The following is a 15,059-nucleotide window of genomic DNA, read 5'->3' on the forward strand; positions in this document are numbered from 1 at the left end:
GGAAATTTCCATGCCCGGTTTTGAATTATTTGGTCCTGAAGAGAAGCAAGAAGTTGCAGATGTAATGGAGAACGGTTTTACCTTCCGTTATAACTTTGATCATATGCGTAATGACCGCTGGAAAACGCGTGAGATGGAGCAGTTGCTATGTGAAAAGATGGACGTTAAACATGCGCACCTTCTCTCCAGCGGCACTGCCGCCCTTCAAACGGCACTCGCCGCTGCCGGCATAGGTGCCGGAGATGAGGTTATCGTTCCTCCATTCACCTTCGTCGCTTCAGTAGAAGCCGTATTTATGGCTGGGGCCGTGCCAGTTTTTGCCGAGATAGACGAGACACTCTGCCTATCGCCGGAAGGTATCGAAGCAGCAATCACGCCGCGTACTAAAGCCGTCAACCTGGTTCATATGTGTGGCTCCATGGGTAAGCTTGATGAGATCAAAGCGATCTGTGAAAAGCATGACCTTGTGCTTTTAGAGGACGCTTGCCAGGCGATCGGTGGAACCTATAAAGGTCAGGCACTTGGTACTATCGGTGATGTAGGTTGTTACTCATTCGATTCGGTTAAAACCATCACCTGTGGTGAAGGCGGTGCTGTCATCACCAATAGCAAAACCATCTACGATAACTCTCACATGTTCTCTGACCATGGCCATGATCATGTCGGTAACGACCGTGGTGCCGAAGGCCATCCAATCATGGGGCTTAATTTCCGAATCTCAGAGATGAACTCGGCAATGGGACTGGCTCAACTGCGTAAACTCGATACCATTATCGATATTCAACGTAAGAACAAAAACACAATCAAGAGTGCGATCGCCGATATTAAAGATATCTCTTTTCGCGAACTTCCTGATGCCGATGGCGACTCTGCCGGCTTCCTGACCTTCATGATGCCAACCGAAGAGCGTACGATAGAGATCAACAAGAAACTGGCTGAAAATGGTGTAGACGGCTGCTTCTACTGGTATGTAAACAACTGGCACTACCTAAGTAATTGGAAACATATTCAAGAGCTTAAGTCTTGCTCTGCCCTACCGATCACATTAATAGAAGAGCGCCCTGACTATACTAACGTATCGGTGCCGAAATCTGATGCAATCATGAGCCGTACGATCTCCATGTTGATCAAGCTATCCTGGACTGAAGAAGAGATTGCACAGCGCATCGAAAACATTAAGAAAGCCTTTGCTTAAATAACCCGATCGCAATTACCGTGCCTTGAATTCGTCAAGGTACGGACTCACTTTTTACAGTGAAATACCCAAACTACTTCATTATGCGAATTCAGCAAGTCGAAAAGTGGTAGGGGTCAAGGCATGAAATTGATGGACTAGTTATTCTAATTCGATATTTCATAACACAGAACAATGCCGCTTGTCGGCTTGCCCTTCGGGACTTCAGGTAGCAAGTCGGCACTGCGTTACCTTTATCGACAAGGGGAAACCATTGCCATCAAAGGTGTCTTGTTCTGACGTACTACCTGAGCTCTGAGCCTCGCACTTTGAGGTAGCTTGGGTATTATCTCAATGGAGAGTTTTGTAATGAGTTTCAAGAATTTTAAATGTGTACCTAAGATGATCTTCGGGCGCGGGTCATTCGTTCAACTCGACGAAGTCTTGAGCGAAGAGCGTAAATCTGATGACGATTTTGTCGTATTTCTTGTCGACGACGTTCATCAAGACAAGCCTCTTGGTGGCCGTGTCCCGGCTAAGCCTCATGATCTGCTCATCTATGTCAACGTGGATGACGAGCCTACGACGAAGCAGGTCGATGCCTTAACTGAACAGGTACAGGCCTTCAACAGCAAACTACCGGTCAGCGTTATCGGCCTTGGGGGCGGTTCGACACTTGACTTAGCTAAAGCGGTATCCTTGATGCTGACCAACCCAGGTGGCTCTGCTATGTATCAGGGCTGGGATCTGATCAAAAACCCGGCTATTCACCACATCGGCATCCCGACTGTTTCCGGTACAGGTGCAGAGGCTTCACGCACTGCAGTACTTTGTGGACCGGTCCGTAAGCTTGGGCTCAACTCCGATTACACAGTATTCGATCAGATCATCATGGACTCAGAGCTCATCGATGGTGTGCCGACCGATCAATGGTTCTACACGGGTATGGATTGCTACATCCACTGCGTTGAATCTCTCGAAGGTACCTATCTCAATGAATTTGCCAAGGCCTTCGCCGAGAAGTCTATGGACCTTTGCCGTGAGGTCTACTTAGACGATCATCCGGAGAAAGATGATAAATTAATGATGGCCTCATATATGGGCGGCATGAGTATCGCCTATAGTCAGGTGGGTGCGTGTCACGCCGTATCCTACGGTCTTGGCTATGTCTTAGGCTATCATCACGGTATCGGTAACTGCCTGGCCTTTGACGTACTGGAAGAGTTCTATCCGGAAGGTGTTGCCGAGTTCCGTCGAATGATGGACAAACATAACATCAAGCTACCCAAAAACATCTGTAAAGATCTTCCCGACGAAACTATCGCTAAGATGGTCGCCGTGACTAAGAGCATGGGCCCGCTATGGGATAACGTCTATGGCGAAGGATGGGAAGAGAAAGTGACCGATGAGATGCTGACTAAGCTGTTCCGTCGCATCTAATCACTTGCTATAGAAGGGCTCATATCGAGCCCTTCTCTACCAGTAACCCTTTCGATTAGAATACTCTTTTCGATGAGTACCCCTTGTTGAAGAGAAAACCCTTGTTGAAGAGAAACCATAGGTATAACCAATGAACGTAACTCTGTTAATCCCCGCTCGCTATGGCTCAAGCCGTTTCCCTGGCAAGCCTTTGGCGCCGATTAACGGTAAGCCAATGATCCAACATGTTTACGAACGTGCTTCACTGGCAAGAGGCTTAACCGCTATCTATGTTGCGACCGATGATGCTCGCATTAAAGATGCCGTCGAAGGTTTCGGCGGAAAAGTTGTCATGACGAGCCCTGATGCCGCTTCGGGTACCGATCGTATCGAAGATGCCATTACCCAGTTAGGCTTGAAGGATGACGATCTTGTGGTGAATCTACAAGGCGATCAACCGTTAATCGATCCTATCTCCATCGAACAGATCATCACCCTGTTTGAACGTCATCCTGGTGAATTTAGCATGGCGACCTTAGGCTTTGAAATCACTGAAAAATGTGAACTTGACGATCCTAAACACGTGAAGATGGTTTTCGACAACGAATTCAATGCGCTCTACTTTTCTCGTGCACGTATTCCTTTCGGCAGAGACACCAATGACTACCCTGTCTACAAACACCTGGGAGTCTATGCTTACACCAGAAGCTTTATCTCGACATTCGCTAAGTTGCCACTCGGTCGTTTAGAAGATTTAGAAAAGCTTGAACAGCTCAGAGCGCTCGAACATGGCCACAGAATCAAAGTCGCCATCAGCGCTTTCGACTCTCCGGAGGTCGATACTCCTGAAGATATCCGTGTTTGTGAATCCAGGCTTGCTGTAGATTAGTCTTAATAAAGAAACCACCTTCCTTGGAAGGTGGTTTTTAAAACCCCTATGCTAAAAACGATTAGCAAAGGTTAGCACTATGTTTTGACTATCGTAGGATGCGAGAAATTTCGAATTATCCAGCTCTGTCTCTGTATAGCTGTACTTCATGCCCACATCCCACGCCTCATTGAAATGATACCTGAGCCCGGCTTCAGCCAGTATATAGCTATCACCTTCCCAATTTTGGTATTGGACATTTGAGACAGCAGAAACATCCTCACTTAAACTCCAGCTGAGTTTTGCCGTAGCTGCAGGCATAGCACGCCAGTGATCTTCGTTAGCGTACTTACCTCCTCCATTATCAAGATCGACGTCTAATTCAATCATATGTAAGTAAAGGCCTAAGCCGACATCTAACTTAACAGAGTTACTAAGTTGTAACCCCTTGTAGATATTACTTCCCAACATCCAATGGCGGAATGCGGTCAATACTTCTTCACCCGCTTTATAGGGTACACCATCTATAGTAAAGTCATTTGCAACGGTACCGCGGCGACGGGTCTCTGTAGGGAGAAACTCCAGCTCGTAGGAATCTCCTCCACCCAATTGATATTGATAGTTGATATATGAAAACGGTTGGTACTCATCAATTAACTCATCTTTAGATAAGTATTCACTAGCACCCGCCTGTGCAGAGCTATCGGCTAAGTTCACCCCGACGCCTAACTCTAATCTGTGTTTCAATTTATTTAAGGGTTGCGAACTGTGCTTATTGCTGTGTTTAAGCACTTCATCGGTTACGGTTACGCCTAACGCAAAGCCATCTGCAGTCGGTTGTGCATTTATATAAATCCCATCTTTACGATATGGAGAGGTGAAGAATTGATTCATCATAAACGCCGTACTGGCACCGGCGACTACATCCCCGGCATAATGTCTGTTACCGTGAATACGACTAGCTCCGACAAATGTTGCCCCTAAATAAGCAGGGATCCCCCATTTAGCCCCATATCGGCTTTGTAGAAATGTTGCTCCGGAAAAAGCGGCAGCAGTATGCCCTGATGGAAATGAATTCCAGCTACTCTCGTTTGGCCTGCTTCGTCCAACGGCCTGTTTTGCACCATGAACGATCAATTGCGTGCTAAGAGTTGAATAAGTTAACTGTTTGGCCCCTTCAAAATCATCATACATCCAGGCAGCAAAAAATCCTGTCGCAGGAATTAAAATTTGCAGCATATCACCAGCTTCTACGACAGAGTCATTTATCGAGCGGTTGATGTCATTGCTGTTATCTGCGAGTACATTAGTTGAAAGCAATAATAATATTGCTGAGGCAATTTGATTTTTTTCATTTTACACCCTAGCCCCTAACAAAAAAACATTGTAATAACAATAGGGGCATACCTCAAAGGTGGTATACAGTTATGTAACGAAGATCACAAGCTGGCCAGTGCTTTGATACAAATAGAGTTTCAAAACATTTCATCTGCTTGAAATTCACCCTGTTTTTGTTGGTTACAGCTCTTTTTGTCATATAAATTTGCTAAAATTACTTATAACGCGTTATATGCTCTGCAGGGGGGGGAATATCGAGCAACACCTTCTCACTCAAGCATCAATATATTACTAGTTGCCATAATTGCCGTTAAATGTGAATTAGTACTCGAACCATAATTTGTATCGTTTTTTCTGTTAAACGATTGACTAAAGATCTATTAGGAGTGTCATGTCAAACTTGGAAGCCTGGCTCATCATTATCTTAGTGGTTGGAGTCATCGCCAGTAACCTGGCTGTACTTAAATACAGCGCTAAGTTTAAGATGCCCCAGTTCGGTAAAGATCACAAAGTGAAACCTAAAACAGATGACACATCTAAGCGCGATACTCAAGCTGACACAGGTTCCGCTGACAAGCAGGATGAGGACAGAAAAGCTTAAATCGAATATTCGTAAAAGGCTCATAGCAGGCACTATGGGCTTTTTTATACAAATACCAATCACTTAATTTTTATGGCCTTCATATAACACCAAACTTCTCTACAGGCTCATCGAATCAATTATCCTTTAGTAAACCTGCGGCTTTGACTTCATTGTCCTAGACTTATAGTAATCGGCTCTCTCTTTAGCGCGTTTCAATAAACTGACGAGAATATAAGTATGATTGATGATTTCAAAGGTGATGAATCCTGGCGTCTGTTTCGAATTATTGCAGAGTTTACCGAAGGCATAGATGCCCTATCGGATCTTGGTTTCGCCATATCGATATTCGGTTCGGCACGGGTAACTCCAGAAAACATCTATTATGAGAAAGCCGAACTACTGGCCCGGCGTCTGGCCCAGGAGGGCTTTGCCACTATAACCGGCGGCGGCCCCGGGATCATGGAAGCCGGTAACAAGGGAGCCAATGAGTATCAGGCAAAGTCTGTAGGCCTGAACATTGAACTCCCTATGGAGCAGTCACCAAATCCGTTTCAAAATATCTCATTGAATTATCGCTATTTCTTCGCCAGAAAAGTGATGTTTGTAAAGCACTCCATGGGCTATATCTGTATGCCGGGCGGCTTCGGTACTTTCGATGAGTTTTTTGAAGCACTGACCCTGCTTCAAACAAATAAAATCTACCCTATCCCTATCGTACTTTACGGCACTGAATTTTGGCAGGGCTTACTGGAATGGATGGAAGCACAACCGCTTAACCTTGGACTGATCTCAGCAAAAGATCTGGAGCTGTTGACCGTGACCGATGATATTGAGGAGGTGATATCGATCATGGTAGAGCATAGAAAATATAAGATGCAAAAAATCAGGCGCGCCAAGACAGTCTATAGCCCGGGCAGGTAACCTCTTCAACATCAGAGTCTATAAAATTAAACGGCCTGCCGGTAACGCCCGACAGACCGATATTTCTCAATATAATAGATAGCTTAACCGATTATCCCTGCTGCTCCAGCTCCCTCTCCAGTTTACGGGCAACGGCCTCTGGTGAGCTTGAATGACGGGCAAACAGTGAATAAGCCACGGGAATGACGAGCAGGGTAAACGCTGTCGCCAGCACAATGCCTGATAACACAACGACACCGATGACAAACCGGGTTTCGGCGCCGGCTCCCTGAGCTAAAACCAGTGGCAGTGAACCGGCAGCCGTTGTTATACCAGTCATTAATATTGGACGCAGCCTTTGGGCTGATGCCTGCACAATAGCCTTTTCAAACGCTATCCCTTTATCCCTGAGCTGGTTGGCAAACTCGACGATCAGAATACCATTCTTAGCGGCCAACCCCACCAACATGATGATTCCGATCTGGCTATAGATGTTCAGGCTCTGTCCGGTTAACCATAGACCAACCAAGGCACCAAGCGTAGCCAATGGTACCGTCAGCATGATCACTAGTGGATGGATAAAGCTCTCAAATTGAGCCGCTAATACCAAAAATACGATGCCCAGAGCAAGAATAAAGACAAAGTACATAGAACTGCCGGACTCCTGGTAATCGAGAGATTGCCCCTTATAGCTGATCACAGCCTCGGCAGGCAGATAGGTACTCGATAAATCGTTCAGGTAATCCAAAGCCTCTCCTAAGCTATAACCATCGGCAAGGTTTGCCTCTAGTGTGATGGAGCGCATACGGTTATAACGGTTTAACTGACTCGCATCGGCAAACTCTTCGACACTGATCAGGTTCGACAGCGGGATCAAGGCCTGATTCCGATCAGAACGTACATAGATATTTTCCAGATCCGAAGCGGTATTTTGGTTATCACGATTTCCCTCGATGATGACATCATACTCTTCACCATCCCGCATGAAGGTTGTTACCAGGCGTGAGCCCAACATTGACTCCAGCGTGCGACCGATATGGGATATTGAGACGCCCAGATCGGCAGCCCTGTCTTTGTCGATTATGACCCTCAGCTGTGGCTTAGTCTCTTTATAATCATGATCCAGCCCCACCAGTTTAGGGTTACCTTTCGCCTTCTCTAAAATGATGTCCCGCCAGCGCGCTATCTCTTCATAACTTGGTCCACCCAATACAAACTGCACCGGCTTACCGACTCCGCGACCAAACGCCTGTCTCATCACGGGAAAGGCTCTGACACCGGCAAGATCGGATAAGCGGCGACGAATATCGCCGGTTATCTCAAACGCGCTCCTTCTCTGCGCCCAATCTTCAAGTACTATGATCGCCATACCGTTTGAAAAATCAGCACTGCGGCCGAAACTTCTGGGGGCGCGGATCAATAATCGCTTAACTTCACCGGCTTCCACCAGCGGCATCAACCTGTTTTCTATCTCATCCATATAGGACTCGATATATTCGTAACTCGCGCCCTGAGGCCCGTTAACGATTAGGAACATTGAGCCTCTGTCTTCCCGCGGCGCAAACTCCTGTGGTACCTCTTTGACCAGAAAAGCACTGAAACCAAGAGCGATTAACACCAAGGAGCTCACAACCAAGGGGTAACGCATGAGCCTGATGACAAATGCCTGGTACCGGGCCGAGACGTAGTTCATCCCTGCATCAACTTTCCTGACGAGCCAGGGGTCGTCTCCAGCCGGCTTGAGCAGCTTAGAGCACATCATAGGACTCAGAGTTAACGCGACGATACTCGAGAAGATAACTGCCGCACTCATCGCAACGGCAAACTCTTTAAAGAGCTTACCCAGATCGCCCTCAAGGAAGGTGATCGGCATAAATACCGCGACTAGTACAAGTGTCGTGGCAACAACGGCAAATGCCACCTCCCTCGCCCCCAAATAGGCGGCTTTCAGTGGTGAATCGCCCTCCTCGATGCGCCTGTGAATATTCTCCAGTACAACAATCGCATCATCGACCACCATACCGATCGCCAGGATCATAGCCAAAAGAGTCAGCAGGTTGATCGTATAGCCCAATGCAAATAACACGATAAAGGTTGCCATCAATGAGACGGGTACAGTTAACGCCGGAATTAGCATGGCACGGACACTGCCTAAGAAAAGGTAGATAACCACGATAACCAGCAACATGGCGATAAAGAGGGTTTGGTACACCTCCTTCACCGATGCCTCGATAAATACCGAACTGTCGTAGGATCGCTTAATCTCCATCCCCGCTGGCAGGGTCGGGTTGATCTTATCTACCAGTGCGTTAGCCGCTCTGGCTACATCCAGAGTATTGGCGGTCGACTGTTTTGAGATACCAAGGCCGATCATCGCCTCGCGGTTCCCGCGGAATGTGATACGTTCCTCTTCCGAGCCTATCTCGACGTTTGCCACATCACCCAGCTTGACAAGGTAACCATCCTCTCCCTCTTTAAGTACCAGACTTGCAAAGTCTTCGGCAGTTCGAAAGCTTCGCTCAACCCGAACGGTAAAATGCCGCTCTTTAGACTCGACAGAACCCGCCGGAAGTTCGACGTTTTCCGAGCGTAGCACCTTTTCGATATCGGCAACGGTCAGACCGCGGGCCGCCAACGCCTGCCTGTCGATCCAGACCCGCATCGCATAGACCTTGCCCCCACCGATGCGAATATTTGCCACACCATCGAGAACGGAGAAGCGGTCGGTCAGATAACGTCGGGCATAGTCGGTCAACTGTAGTGTCGTCATCTGATCCGACACCAGATTCAGCCACATGATGACCTCATCACCGCCATTGGCTTTACGCACCTCGGGAGGCTCGGCTTCCTCCGGCAAATTATTCAGTAGTCCCGAGACTCGATCGCGAACATCATTAGCCGCAGCCTCAATATCTCTGCCGACATCAAACTCTAATGTAACAGTAGAGCGGCCGTCCCGACTCGATGAATTAATATGGCGTATGCCTTCCACGCCACTGATCCTGTCCTCGACCAGTTGAGTAATACGACTCTCGACCACAGATGCACTTGCCCCGCGGTAGTTAGTCTGAATCGATACTACGGGCGGATCGATATTGGGATACTCTCTTAAAGGCAGTTTATCGAATGAAACGAGTCCAAAGGCGATAAGAAGAATACTGATGACGGAGGCAAAAACAGGCCGCTTTACCGACAGATCTGTTAATATCATGCGGTCGGCCCTTCTTTAGCTTCCTCAAGAAAACTAAACCTTTCACTGAATTGGACTTTGACCTTATCACCGGGTCTTACCTTGAGGATCCCACGGATCACCACCTGCTCACCCAGCTCAACGCCTTTAAGCACCTCAACCCAGCCACGCTTTCTCAATCCGAGTGCCACCTCTCTTTTAATCACCACATCTTCTTCATTAACAAGATAGACATAGTGCCTGCCCTGTATCGGAATGATAGCCGACTCAGGTAATATCAAGGCCTCCCGGCTCTGCTTGATCAACTTGACCTTCATTAACATACCTGGGAGAAGCCGATGTTCCGTATTTGGGATCTCTGCGCGCACTGTCACCGCACGAGTTGTCGGGTTTACCCGGCTATCGATAGAGACGACCCGGCCACTGAAGAGTTCATCGGGAAAAGCGACAGCCGTCGCTTCAACATTTTTGCCTATAGCCAGAGACTGTAAGAAACGCTCAGGAACTGAAAAATCCAATTTTATTATAGAGATATCATCTAAAGTCGTGATTATGGTTCCCGGGGATACCAGGCTGCCCACACTGATCTGGCGCAGGCCTAATCGACCATTAAAAGGTGCGATGATCTTACGATCATTTAGTGCCGACTGCGCCTGAACTAACTCCGCCTTGGCGGTATCGATAAGGGTTAGAAGCCTGTCCCTCTCCAGCTCGGCGATGGTTTGACTGGTCACCAGAGAGCGGATACGTTCCAGTTCCCGCTGATGATCACTCACGCGCACCTTAGCGACAGTGACTCTGGCAAGTTGCTCCCTATCTTGCAACTGCACCAGCAAACGTCCCTTCTCTACGCTATCGCCGTCGTTGAAGTTAATCTGCGTCGCCACCTCAGTGACTTTTGGTGTAACCGTTATCGACTCATAGGCTTTGCTGGTACCCAGAGCCTCAACTTCATCCCGGACAGGTTCCATTGCAGCTTTTGCGACGACAACGTTAGCAATAGGTCTGGACTTACTCTTTCCTGCGGAAGGGGGAGCTGAAAACTCCTGATAGGCGAACCATGCCACAGACGCCAAAATTATCATTATTATTATTTTTTTCATTTACTTTCCAAGGCACTACTTTTTTGATGCGTAACAGTTTACCGATGCATAACACAGCATCAAGTTGTTTTACCTTTGCTTACAATTAAGCACAGCTTTCACTTTAAATTAAGCTACGTAAATACTCCTCATCGTGAAGGAGCTGCAAGAGTAACTGCTATGGGAAGGGAGTAAGTCAGTAACATGCTCTGTGAAAAATCGAAGCCACGCCTTTTAATAAAGGCAACATTTTTACGCCGCAGGTAAAGTACCGCAGCTCGCATATGAGGCTCTAGAGTATCAAGGGGATAATTTAAAACCTGAACATTACAATTGGAATATTAAAAAGTAACCGGGTAAACACGGCAGGTATGAAGAAAGGAGGCATAAGCCTCCTTCTATTGTGATCCTTTACTGTCAGACTAGCGGATCTTTCGATCCTCTTGCATCAGTTCAGAGAAGCCTTCATAAACCGCTTCTACTATCTTGTTATCGAGAGGCTTATCCTCAGAGTCATGAAGATCGATGCGAGTCGTTTTGTCACTCTCATCGCTCTTTAACAAGATACGGTATGACCCCTCTTCAACAGGCAGTTTCTTCTCGCTCCATAGCGAGCTCCAGAAACCAGAGTCATCGTTTACATTGATGTAATAAAGCCCTTTATTACTATCCATATCAACAATTTCGAAGCCCATCTCCGGCAATACGATTCTGAGACGATCCCAAGTACGCTGGAACGGTGCTTCGGCTAACCAATAGGACTGCTCATACTGCTCTCCTTCGATACCAGACTCAGAACCTTTAACCACATCAACATCGATACCAAGACTCTCTCTCAGGCGCTTCGCCTTAATGGCCTGAGCTCGTTTTACACTCATATAAGCGACCGCGTTGTTTAGCATGTCGATCGTATAACGGCGCTTGTCTTCACCACTTAAGCTGATGTCCTGTTGCTGACCGTCAAAACTCTCTTCATGGTCAAGCAGGTTGATCACTATGTTACCGCTGCGTCCGTGGGGACGGACATTCACTTCAAACTGATAGCGTTGACGAAGCTCATAGACCTCATCACTCCCCCAAAAACTTGATTCAATAACTTCCTGGTTCTCTATCCAGTCAGTTTCAATTAAACCTTTCTCATAATCTTCACTCAGGACCGCAATCGATTGACTGCTCAGGTAGTTCTTCAGAACACTATAAAGCTCCTGTTTAAGATCAATATCATTATCGATAGATTCAACCACAATCTTGATCTTGTCACCACTCTCCTCTACATGAGTGCCTTCGGCCATAGGTAACACTTGCAGTGGTGGTCTGATATCCAGCTGTAAACCCACAACACCAGCATCGGCATTGCTGTTTAACTCAGGAATATCAAACTCTTTACTGTAATTTGGAGTTTTCAGCCCTTCGGGAATAATCAAAGCGGGTTGAACATTCACATTGGTATATTCATCCCCACCGTTCGCTTGTCTGCGCTCCACCGGGGAACTACAGGCCGTAACGGCTGCGACGAGAACTAAAGGAGTCACTTGCTTTAACATCTATTATTTAACCTCTATTCGGGCATTTTTCATTGCATCTAACAACAGACCATGAAACTCAGTAGAAAGTTCCGTTAAAGGCAAACGGATATCACCCTGGCTTATCAGACCCATTCGATGAGCGGCCCATTTAACGGGTATTGGATTAGCTTCGCAAAAGAGCGCACTAAAAAGCCCTTTCATCGAATCTTCAGCAGCCATGGCCGCTTGGTTATCACCCGCCAACGCCGCATCACACATCATTTTAAACTGTTTCGGTACGATATTATTGGCAACAGAGATCACACCGTTACCGCCAAGAGTCAGAAACTCCCGTGCGGTGGCGTCATCACCGCTGTATAGAAGAAATTCATCCCCGCACAGCTCTCGTAAACGCTTAACACGGGAAAGATCCCCTGTCGCTTCCTTTACACCTATGATATTCGGGACCTGAGCCAGTTCAGCCACAGTTTCAGGCAACATATCTACGGCTGTACGACCCGGAACGTTATAGAGAATCTGAGGAATATCTGTACTCGCCGCAACGGCTTTATAGTGTGCGATGATCCCTTTGGGGCTGGGTTTATTATAGTAGGGCGTTACGCCCAGCATAGCCGCGACACCTAGTTCAGACTGGGCCTTGGTTAGCTCTATGGCCTCAGCTGTTGCATTACCGCCATTGCCGCCAATGACCGGGATTCTACCGGCGGCAAACTTGACGGTTTGAGAGACGACTTCAATATGTTCAGGAATGGGTAGAGTAGCAGACTCACCTGTGGTGCCTACGGCAACGATGGCATCTGTACCTTCAGCAATATGGTACTCAACTAAACTTTCAAGACTTTTATAATCTACTGAGCCATCACTATTCATTGGTGTGATTAAGGCTACGATGCTTCCGTTTATCATGTGACTTCCCCAAGAATTCAGGATTCGCTATGGTACTGATGCTAACCGCTAAAAACAAGCATTTCAGCGTTTCGTTAGCGTTAAGACTTTTTCATCATCAAAAGAGCTCAACACGCTAAGTGAATGTTAATACGCGAACCGATTCAATATGCAGACCTCAAAGCGTAACACTTTGACAACGCCAAGGTATAAGATGGGGATCTCATCTTGCGTAACTTATGATAGCATTAGGCGCAGTTATTGAACGTGGTGCTATTTATTGCGTTTTTTTTAATCGTTCGAATTGATAAGGAGAATTCATGTCCAACCATCTTGTTATTACTGCGCTGGGCGCCGATCGCCCTGGAATTGTCAGTAAATTTGCAAGACTTGCAAGTGAATGTGACTGCGATATTGTCGATAGTCGAATGGCCTTATTTGGCAACGAATTCACATTGATCATGATGCTATCCGGTTCATGGGCTTCAATCACTAAGGTGGAAACCAGCCTTCCAAGCCTCAGTGTCGAACTCGAGTTAATGACGGTAATGAAACGTACATCTAAACATACACCTCAAAACTATATCTCCAGACTCGAAGTCACCTTCAGCGGAAGTAATCAACGCGGCACCATGAAAAAGATCACTCAATTCCTCGCCGACCGCTCTCTGGATCTGGCCGCGGTTAGATCCCATGCCGATGAAGATGATCAGGGCGATCCTTCACAAAATGTTTTTCTCACCATCAATGTGCCGGAAAAGGTTGATCTAGAAAAACTGGAAAACAGCATCAATGAACTGGCCGAAGAGATCTCGTTAAACTGCCACATCAAACGTATGCAAGGCATCACTACCCAATAAACTGCACCCGACAGGACTCCAGATGAAAACGTTAACTACAGGCGACAAAGCCCCTCTCTTTGAACTTAAGGATCAAGATGACCAACTGATCTCATTAGAGAAGAGCCTCAAACAAGGACCGGTACTGGTCTATTTTTACCCTAAGGCTTCTACACCAGGTTGTACGGTTCAAGCCTGCGGTCTGCGTGACAGTAAAGATGAACTTACCGAGCTGAATGTTACTGTTTTAGGTATTAGCCCGGATCCCGTAGCTAAGCTGAGTCGATTCTCTCAAAAACAGGAACTCAATTTCTCACTGCTCAGCGATGAGGACCATGCTATTGCCGATGCGTTCGGGGTCTGGGGAGAGAAGAAGTTTATGGGTAAGGTCTATGACGGTATTCACAGACTCAGCTTCCTGATTGGCCAGGACGGTAAGGTCAGCCATGTCTTCAACAAATTTAAGACTAAAGAGCACCATGATGTGGTGCTTAACCACCTGAAAGGTGAATAGTTCATAAGCCAATAAAAATGCCCGCGATTGCGGGCATTTTTATATGATTGACTAATATCGGTCGCGGTATCAGCCCAGGTATGGCCAGAGCAGAACAGCTGCAATCGTCCACATCGTCATGCAGATAAATCGATCCAGATAACACCAGGCCTTAGGCTTTTGAAATAAAGGGCTTAAGTATCTCGCACCAAAACTTAAGCTAAAGAACCAGATAAAAGAGGCCAGCACGGCACCCGCACCAAACAGCGGGCGATCGCTGCCTTCAAACTGAGCACTGATGCTACCTAGCAGGACTACCGTATCCAGGTACAGATGAGGATTGAGCAAACTGATCCCCAGGGTTGTCAATACTGCAGCCTTTAGTGTTTCGGTTCCCTTGGTCGCCCCCTCTGTCATAGCCTGTTCATTGAAGGATGACTTTAATGCTCTTGCTCCATAGACGAGCAGGAAGATCGCTCCACCGATGCTGGCAATATCTTTAATCAGCGGAAAAGCCAGTATCAGATGACCAAGCCCTGTAACACCAGCAGTTATCATCAGCGCATCGATCAACGAACATAATCCGGCAATGGGCAAAGAGTGCGAACGTTTTAGTCCCTGTTTAAGTACGAACGCATTTTGTGCGCCTACCGCCATGATAAGGCTTCCGCCAACTCCTACACCTTGAATAAATGCCTGCATCTGTGTTGTTCCAACTTAAGACTGTGAATTGATTGCAAGCTTACCTAAACAGAAAAAATA

Annotated in this window: 13 protein-coding genes; 7 read left to right on the forward strand and 6 right to left on the reverse strand. The window is 47.0% G+C overall.

Annotated features, from left to right (window positions below; translation table 11 throughout):
- Positions 1-10: 10 nt before the first annotated feature.
- The 3 genes from kdnA to kdsB all read left to right on the forward strand — a co-directional run bounded on the left by kdnA (position 11) and on the right by kdsB (position 3,482).
- Entirely contained in the window at positions 11-1,195 is a 1,185-nt protein-coding gene (kdnA, locus tag Q1B47_RS10185) for an 8-amino-3,8-dideoxy-alpha-D-manno-octulosonate transaminase KdnA (protein ID WP_299792667.1), read from the forward strand.
- Between the two features lie 348 nt (positions 1,196-1,543).
- Positions 1,544-2,614 (forward strand): 3-deoxy-alpha-D-manno-octulosonate 8-oxidase KdnB, encoded by a 1,071-nt coding sequence (gene kdnB / locus Q1B47_RS10190; RefSeq protein ID WP_299792669.1) that lies wholly within the window; start codon positions 1,544-1,546, stop codon positions 2,612-2,614.
- 130 nt (positions 2,615-2,744) lie between these two features.
- Complete coding sequence (gene kdsB / locus Q1B47_RS10195) at positions 2,745-3,482, forward strand: 8-amino-3,8-dideoxy-manno-octulosonate cytidylyltransferase KdsB (protein WP_299792672.1); 738 nt, start codon at positions 2,745-2,747, stop codon at positions 3,480-3,482.
- Positions 3,483-3,533: 51 nt separating this feature from the next.
- Here the strand turns inward: kdsB and Q1B47_RS10200 are convergent, their stop codons facing one another.
- The gene (locus Q1B47_RS10200) at positions 3,534-4,781 is read right to left on the reverse strand and encodes a phosphatase PAP2 family protein (RefSeq protein ID WP_299792675.1); all 1,248 of its coding nucleotides are present in this window, start codon (positions 4,779-4,781) and stop codon (positions 3,534-3,536) included.
- A 409-nt stretch (positions 4,782-5,190) separates the two neighbouring features.
- On the opposite strand from Q1B47_RS10200, the gene Q1B47_RS10205 reads away from it, so the two are divergent.
- Both Q1B47_RS10205 and Q1B47_RS10210 read left to right on the forward strand, forming a co-directional pair.
- Positions 5,191-5,400 (forward strand): DUF2897 family protein, encoded by a 210-nt coding sequence (locus tag Q1B47_RS10205; protein WP_299792677.1) that lies wholly within the window; start codon positions 5,191-5,193, stop codon positions 5,398-5,400.
- A gap of 219 nt (positions 5,401-5,619) precedes the next feature.
- Positions 5,620-6,303, forward strand: coding sequence for a TIGR00730 family Rossman fold protein (locus Q1B47_RS10210; protein ID WP_299792680.1), 684 nt, complete (start codon positions 5,620-5,622; stop codon positions 6,301-6,303).
- Positions 6,304-6,394: 91 nt separating this feature from the next.
- Here the strand turns inward: Q1B47_RS10210 and Q1B47_RS10215 are convergent, their stop codons facing one another.
- The 4 genes from Q1B47_RS10215 to dapA all read right to left on the reverse strand — a co-directional run bounded on the left by Q1B47_RS10215 (position 6,395) and on the right by dapA (position 12,986).
- Positions 6,395-9,493, reverse strand: a complete 3,099-nt coding sequence (locus Q1B47_RS10215) for an efflux RND transporter permease subunit (protein WP_299792683.1) — start codon at positions 9,491-9,493, stop codon at positions 6,395-6,397.
- Positions 9,490-10,575, reverse strand: coding sequence for an efflux RND transporter periplasmic adaptor subunit (locus Q1B47_RS10220; protein ID WP_299792686.1), 1,086 nt, complete (start codon positions 10,573-10,575; stop codon positions 9,490-9,492). The genes Q1B47_RS10215 and Q1B47_RS10220 overlap by 4 nt, the downstream gene beginning before the upstream one ends.
- A 401-nt stretch (positions 10,576-10,976) precedes the next feature.
- The gene (gene bamC, locus Q1B47_RS10225; protein ID WP_299792689.1) at positions 10,977-12,098 is read right to left on the reverse strand and encodes an outer membrane protein assembly factor BamC; all 1,122 of its coding nucleotides are present in this window, start codon (positions 12,096-12,098) and stop codon (positions 10,977-10,979) included.
- A gap of 3 nt (positions 12,099-12,101) precedes the next feature.
- Positions 12,102-12,986, reverse strand: a complete 885-nt coding sequence (gene dapA, locus Q1B47_RS10230; RefSeq protein ID WP_299792692.1) for a 4-hydroxy-tetrahydrodipicolinate synthase — start codon at positions 12,984-12,986, stop codon at positions 12,102-12,104.
- Between the two features lie 299 nt (positions 12,987-13,285).
- On the opposite strand from dapA, the gene Q1B47_RS10235 reads away from it, so the two are divergent.
- Together Q1B47_RS10235 and bcp are read left to right on the forward strand one after the other, a co-directional pair.
- Positions 13,286-13,825, forward strand: coding sequence for an ACT domain-containing protein (locus Q1B47_RS10235; protein ID WP_299792695.1), 540 nt, complete (start codon positions 13,286-13,288; stop codon positions 13,823-13,825).
- A 22-nt stretch (positions 13,826-13,847) separates the two neighbouring features.
- Entirely contained in the window at positions 13,848-14,318 is a 471-nt protein-coding gene (gene bcp / locus Q1B47_RS10240) for a thioredoxin-dependent thiol peroxidase (protein WP_299792697.1), read from the forward strand.
- Between the two features lie 69 nt (positions 14,319-14,387).
- Here the strand turns inward: bcp and Q1B47_RS10245 are convergent, their stop codons facing one another.
- Positions 14,388-14,999 (reverse strand): LysE/ArgO family amino acid transporter, encoded by a 612-nt coding sequence (locus tag Q1B47_RS10245; RefSeq protein ID WP_299792700.1) that lies wholly within the window; start codon positions 14,997-14,999, stop codon positions 14,388-14,390.
- Between the last annotated feature and the right edge of the window lie 60 nt (positions 15,000-15,059).

The sequence above is a fragment of the uncultured Shewanella sp. genome, assembly GCF_947501225.1.
GTDB lineage: Bacteria > Pseudomonadota > Gammaproteobacteria > Enterobacterales > Shewanellaceae > Shewanella.

What these genes read in the sequence shown, in the direction of transcription:
- kdnA (WP_299792667.1), top strand. Translation starts at nt 11, where the DNA reads ATGCCCGGTTTTGAATTATTTGGTCCTGAAGAGAAGCAAGAAGTTGCA.
- Q1B47_RS10220 (WP_299792686.1), bottom strand. Translation starts at nt 10,575, where the DNA reads ATGAAAAAAATAATAATAATGATAATTTTGGCGTCTGTGGCATGGTTC.
- dapA (WP_299792692.1), bottom strand. Translation starts at nt 12,986, where the DNA reads ATGATAAACGGAAGCATCGTAGCCTTAATCACACCAATGAATAGTGAT.
- Q1B47_RS10215 (WP_299792683.1), bottom strand. Translation starts at nt 9,493, where the DNA reads ATGATATTAACAGATCTGTCGGTAAAGCGGCCTGTTTTTGCCTCCGTC.
- kdsB (WP_299792672.1), top strand. Translation starts at nt 2,745, where the DNA reads ATGAACGTAACTCTGTTAATCCCCGCTCGCTATGGCTCAAGCCGTTTC.
- Q1B47_RS10235 (WP_299792695.1), top strand. Translation starts at nt 13,286, where the DNA reads ATGTCCAACCATCTTGTTATTACTGCGCTGGGCGCCGATCGCCCTGGA.
- bcp (WP_299792697.1), top strand. Translation starts at nt 13,848, where the DNA reads ATGAAAACGTTAACTACAGGCGACAAAGCCCCTCTCTTTGAACTTAAG.
- kdnB (WP_299792669.1), top strand. Translation starts at nt 1,544, where the DNA reads ATGAGTTTCAAGAATTTTAAATGTGTACCTAAGATGATCTTCGGGCGC.
- bamC (WP_299792689.1), bottom strand. Translation starts at nt 12,098, where the DNA reads ATGTTAAAGCAAGTGACTCCTTTAGTTCTCGTCGCAGCCGTTACGGCC.
- Q1B47_RS10210 (WP_299792680.1), top strand. Translation starts at nt 5,620, where the DNA reads ATGATTGATGATTTCAAAGGTGATGAATCCTGGCGTCTGTTTCGAATT.
- Q1B47_RS10245 (WP_299792700.1), bottom strand. Translation starts at nt 14,999, where the DNA reads ATGCAGGCATTTATTCAAGGTGTAGGAGTTGGCGGAAGCCTTATCATG.
- Q1B47_RS10205 (WP_299792677.1), top strand. Translation starts at nt 5,191, where the DNA reads ATGTCAAACTTGGAAGCCTGGCTCATCATTATCTTAGTGGTTGGAGTC.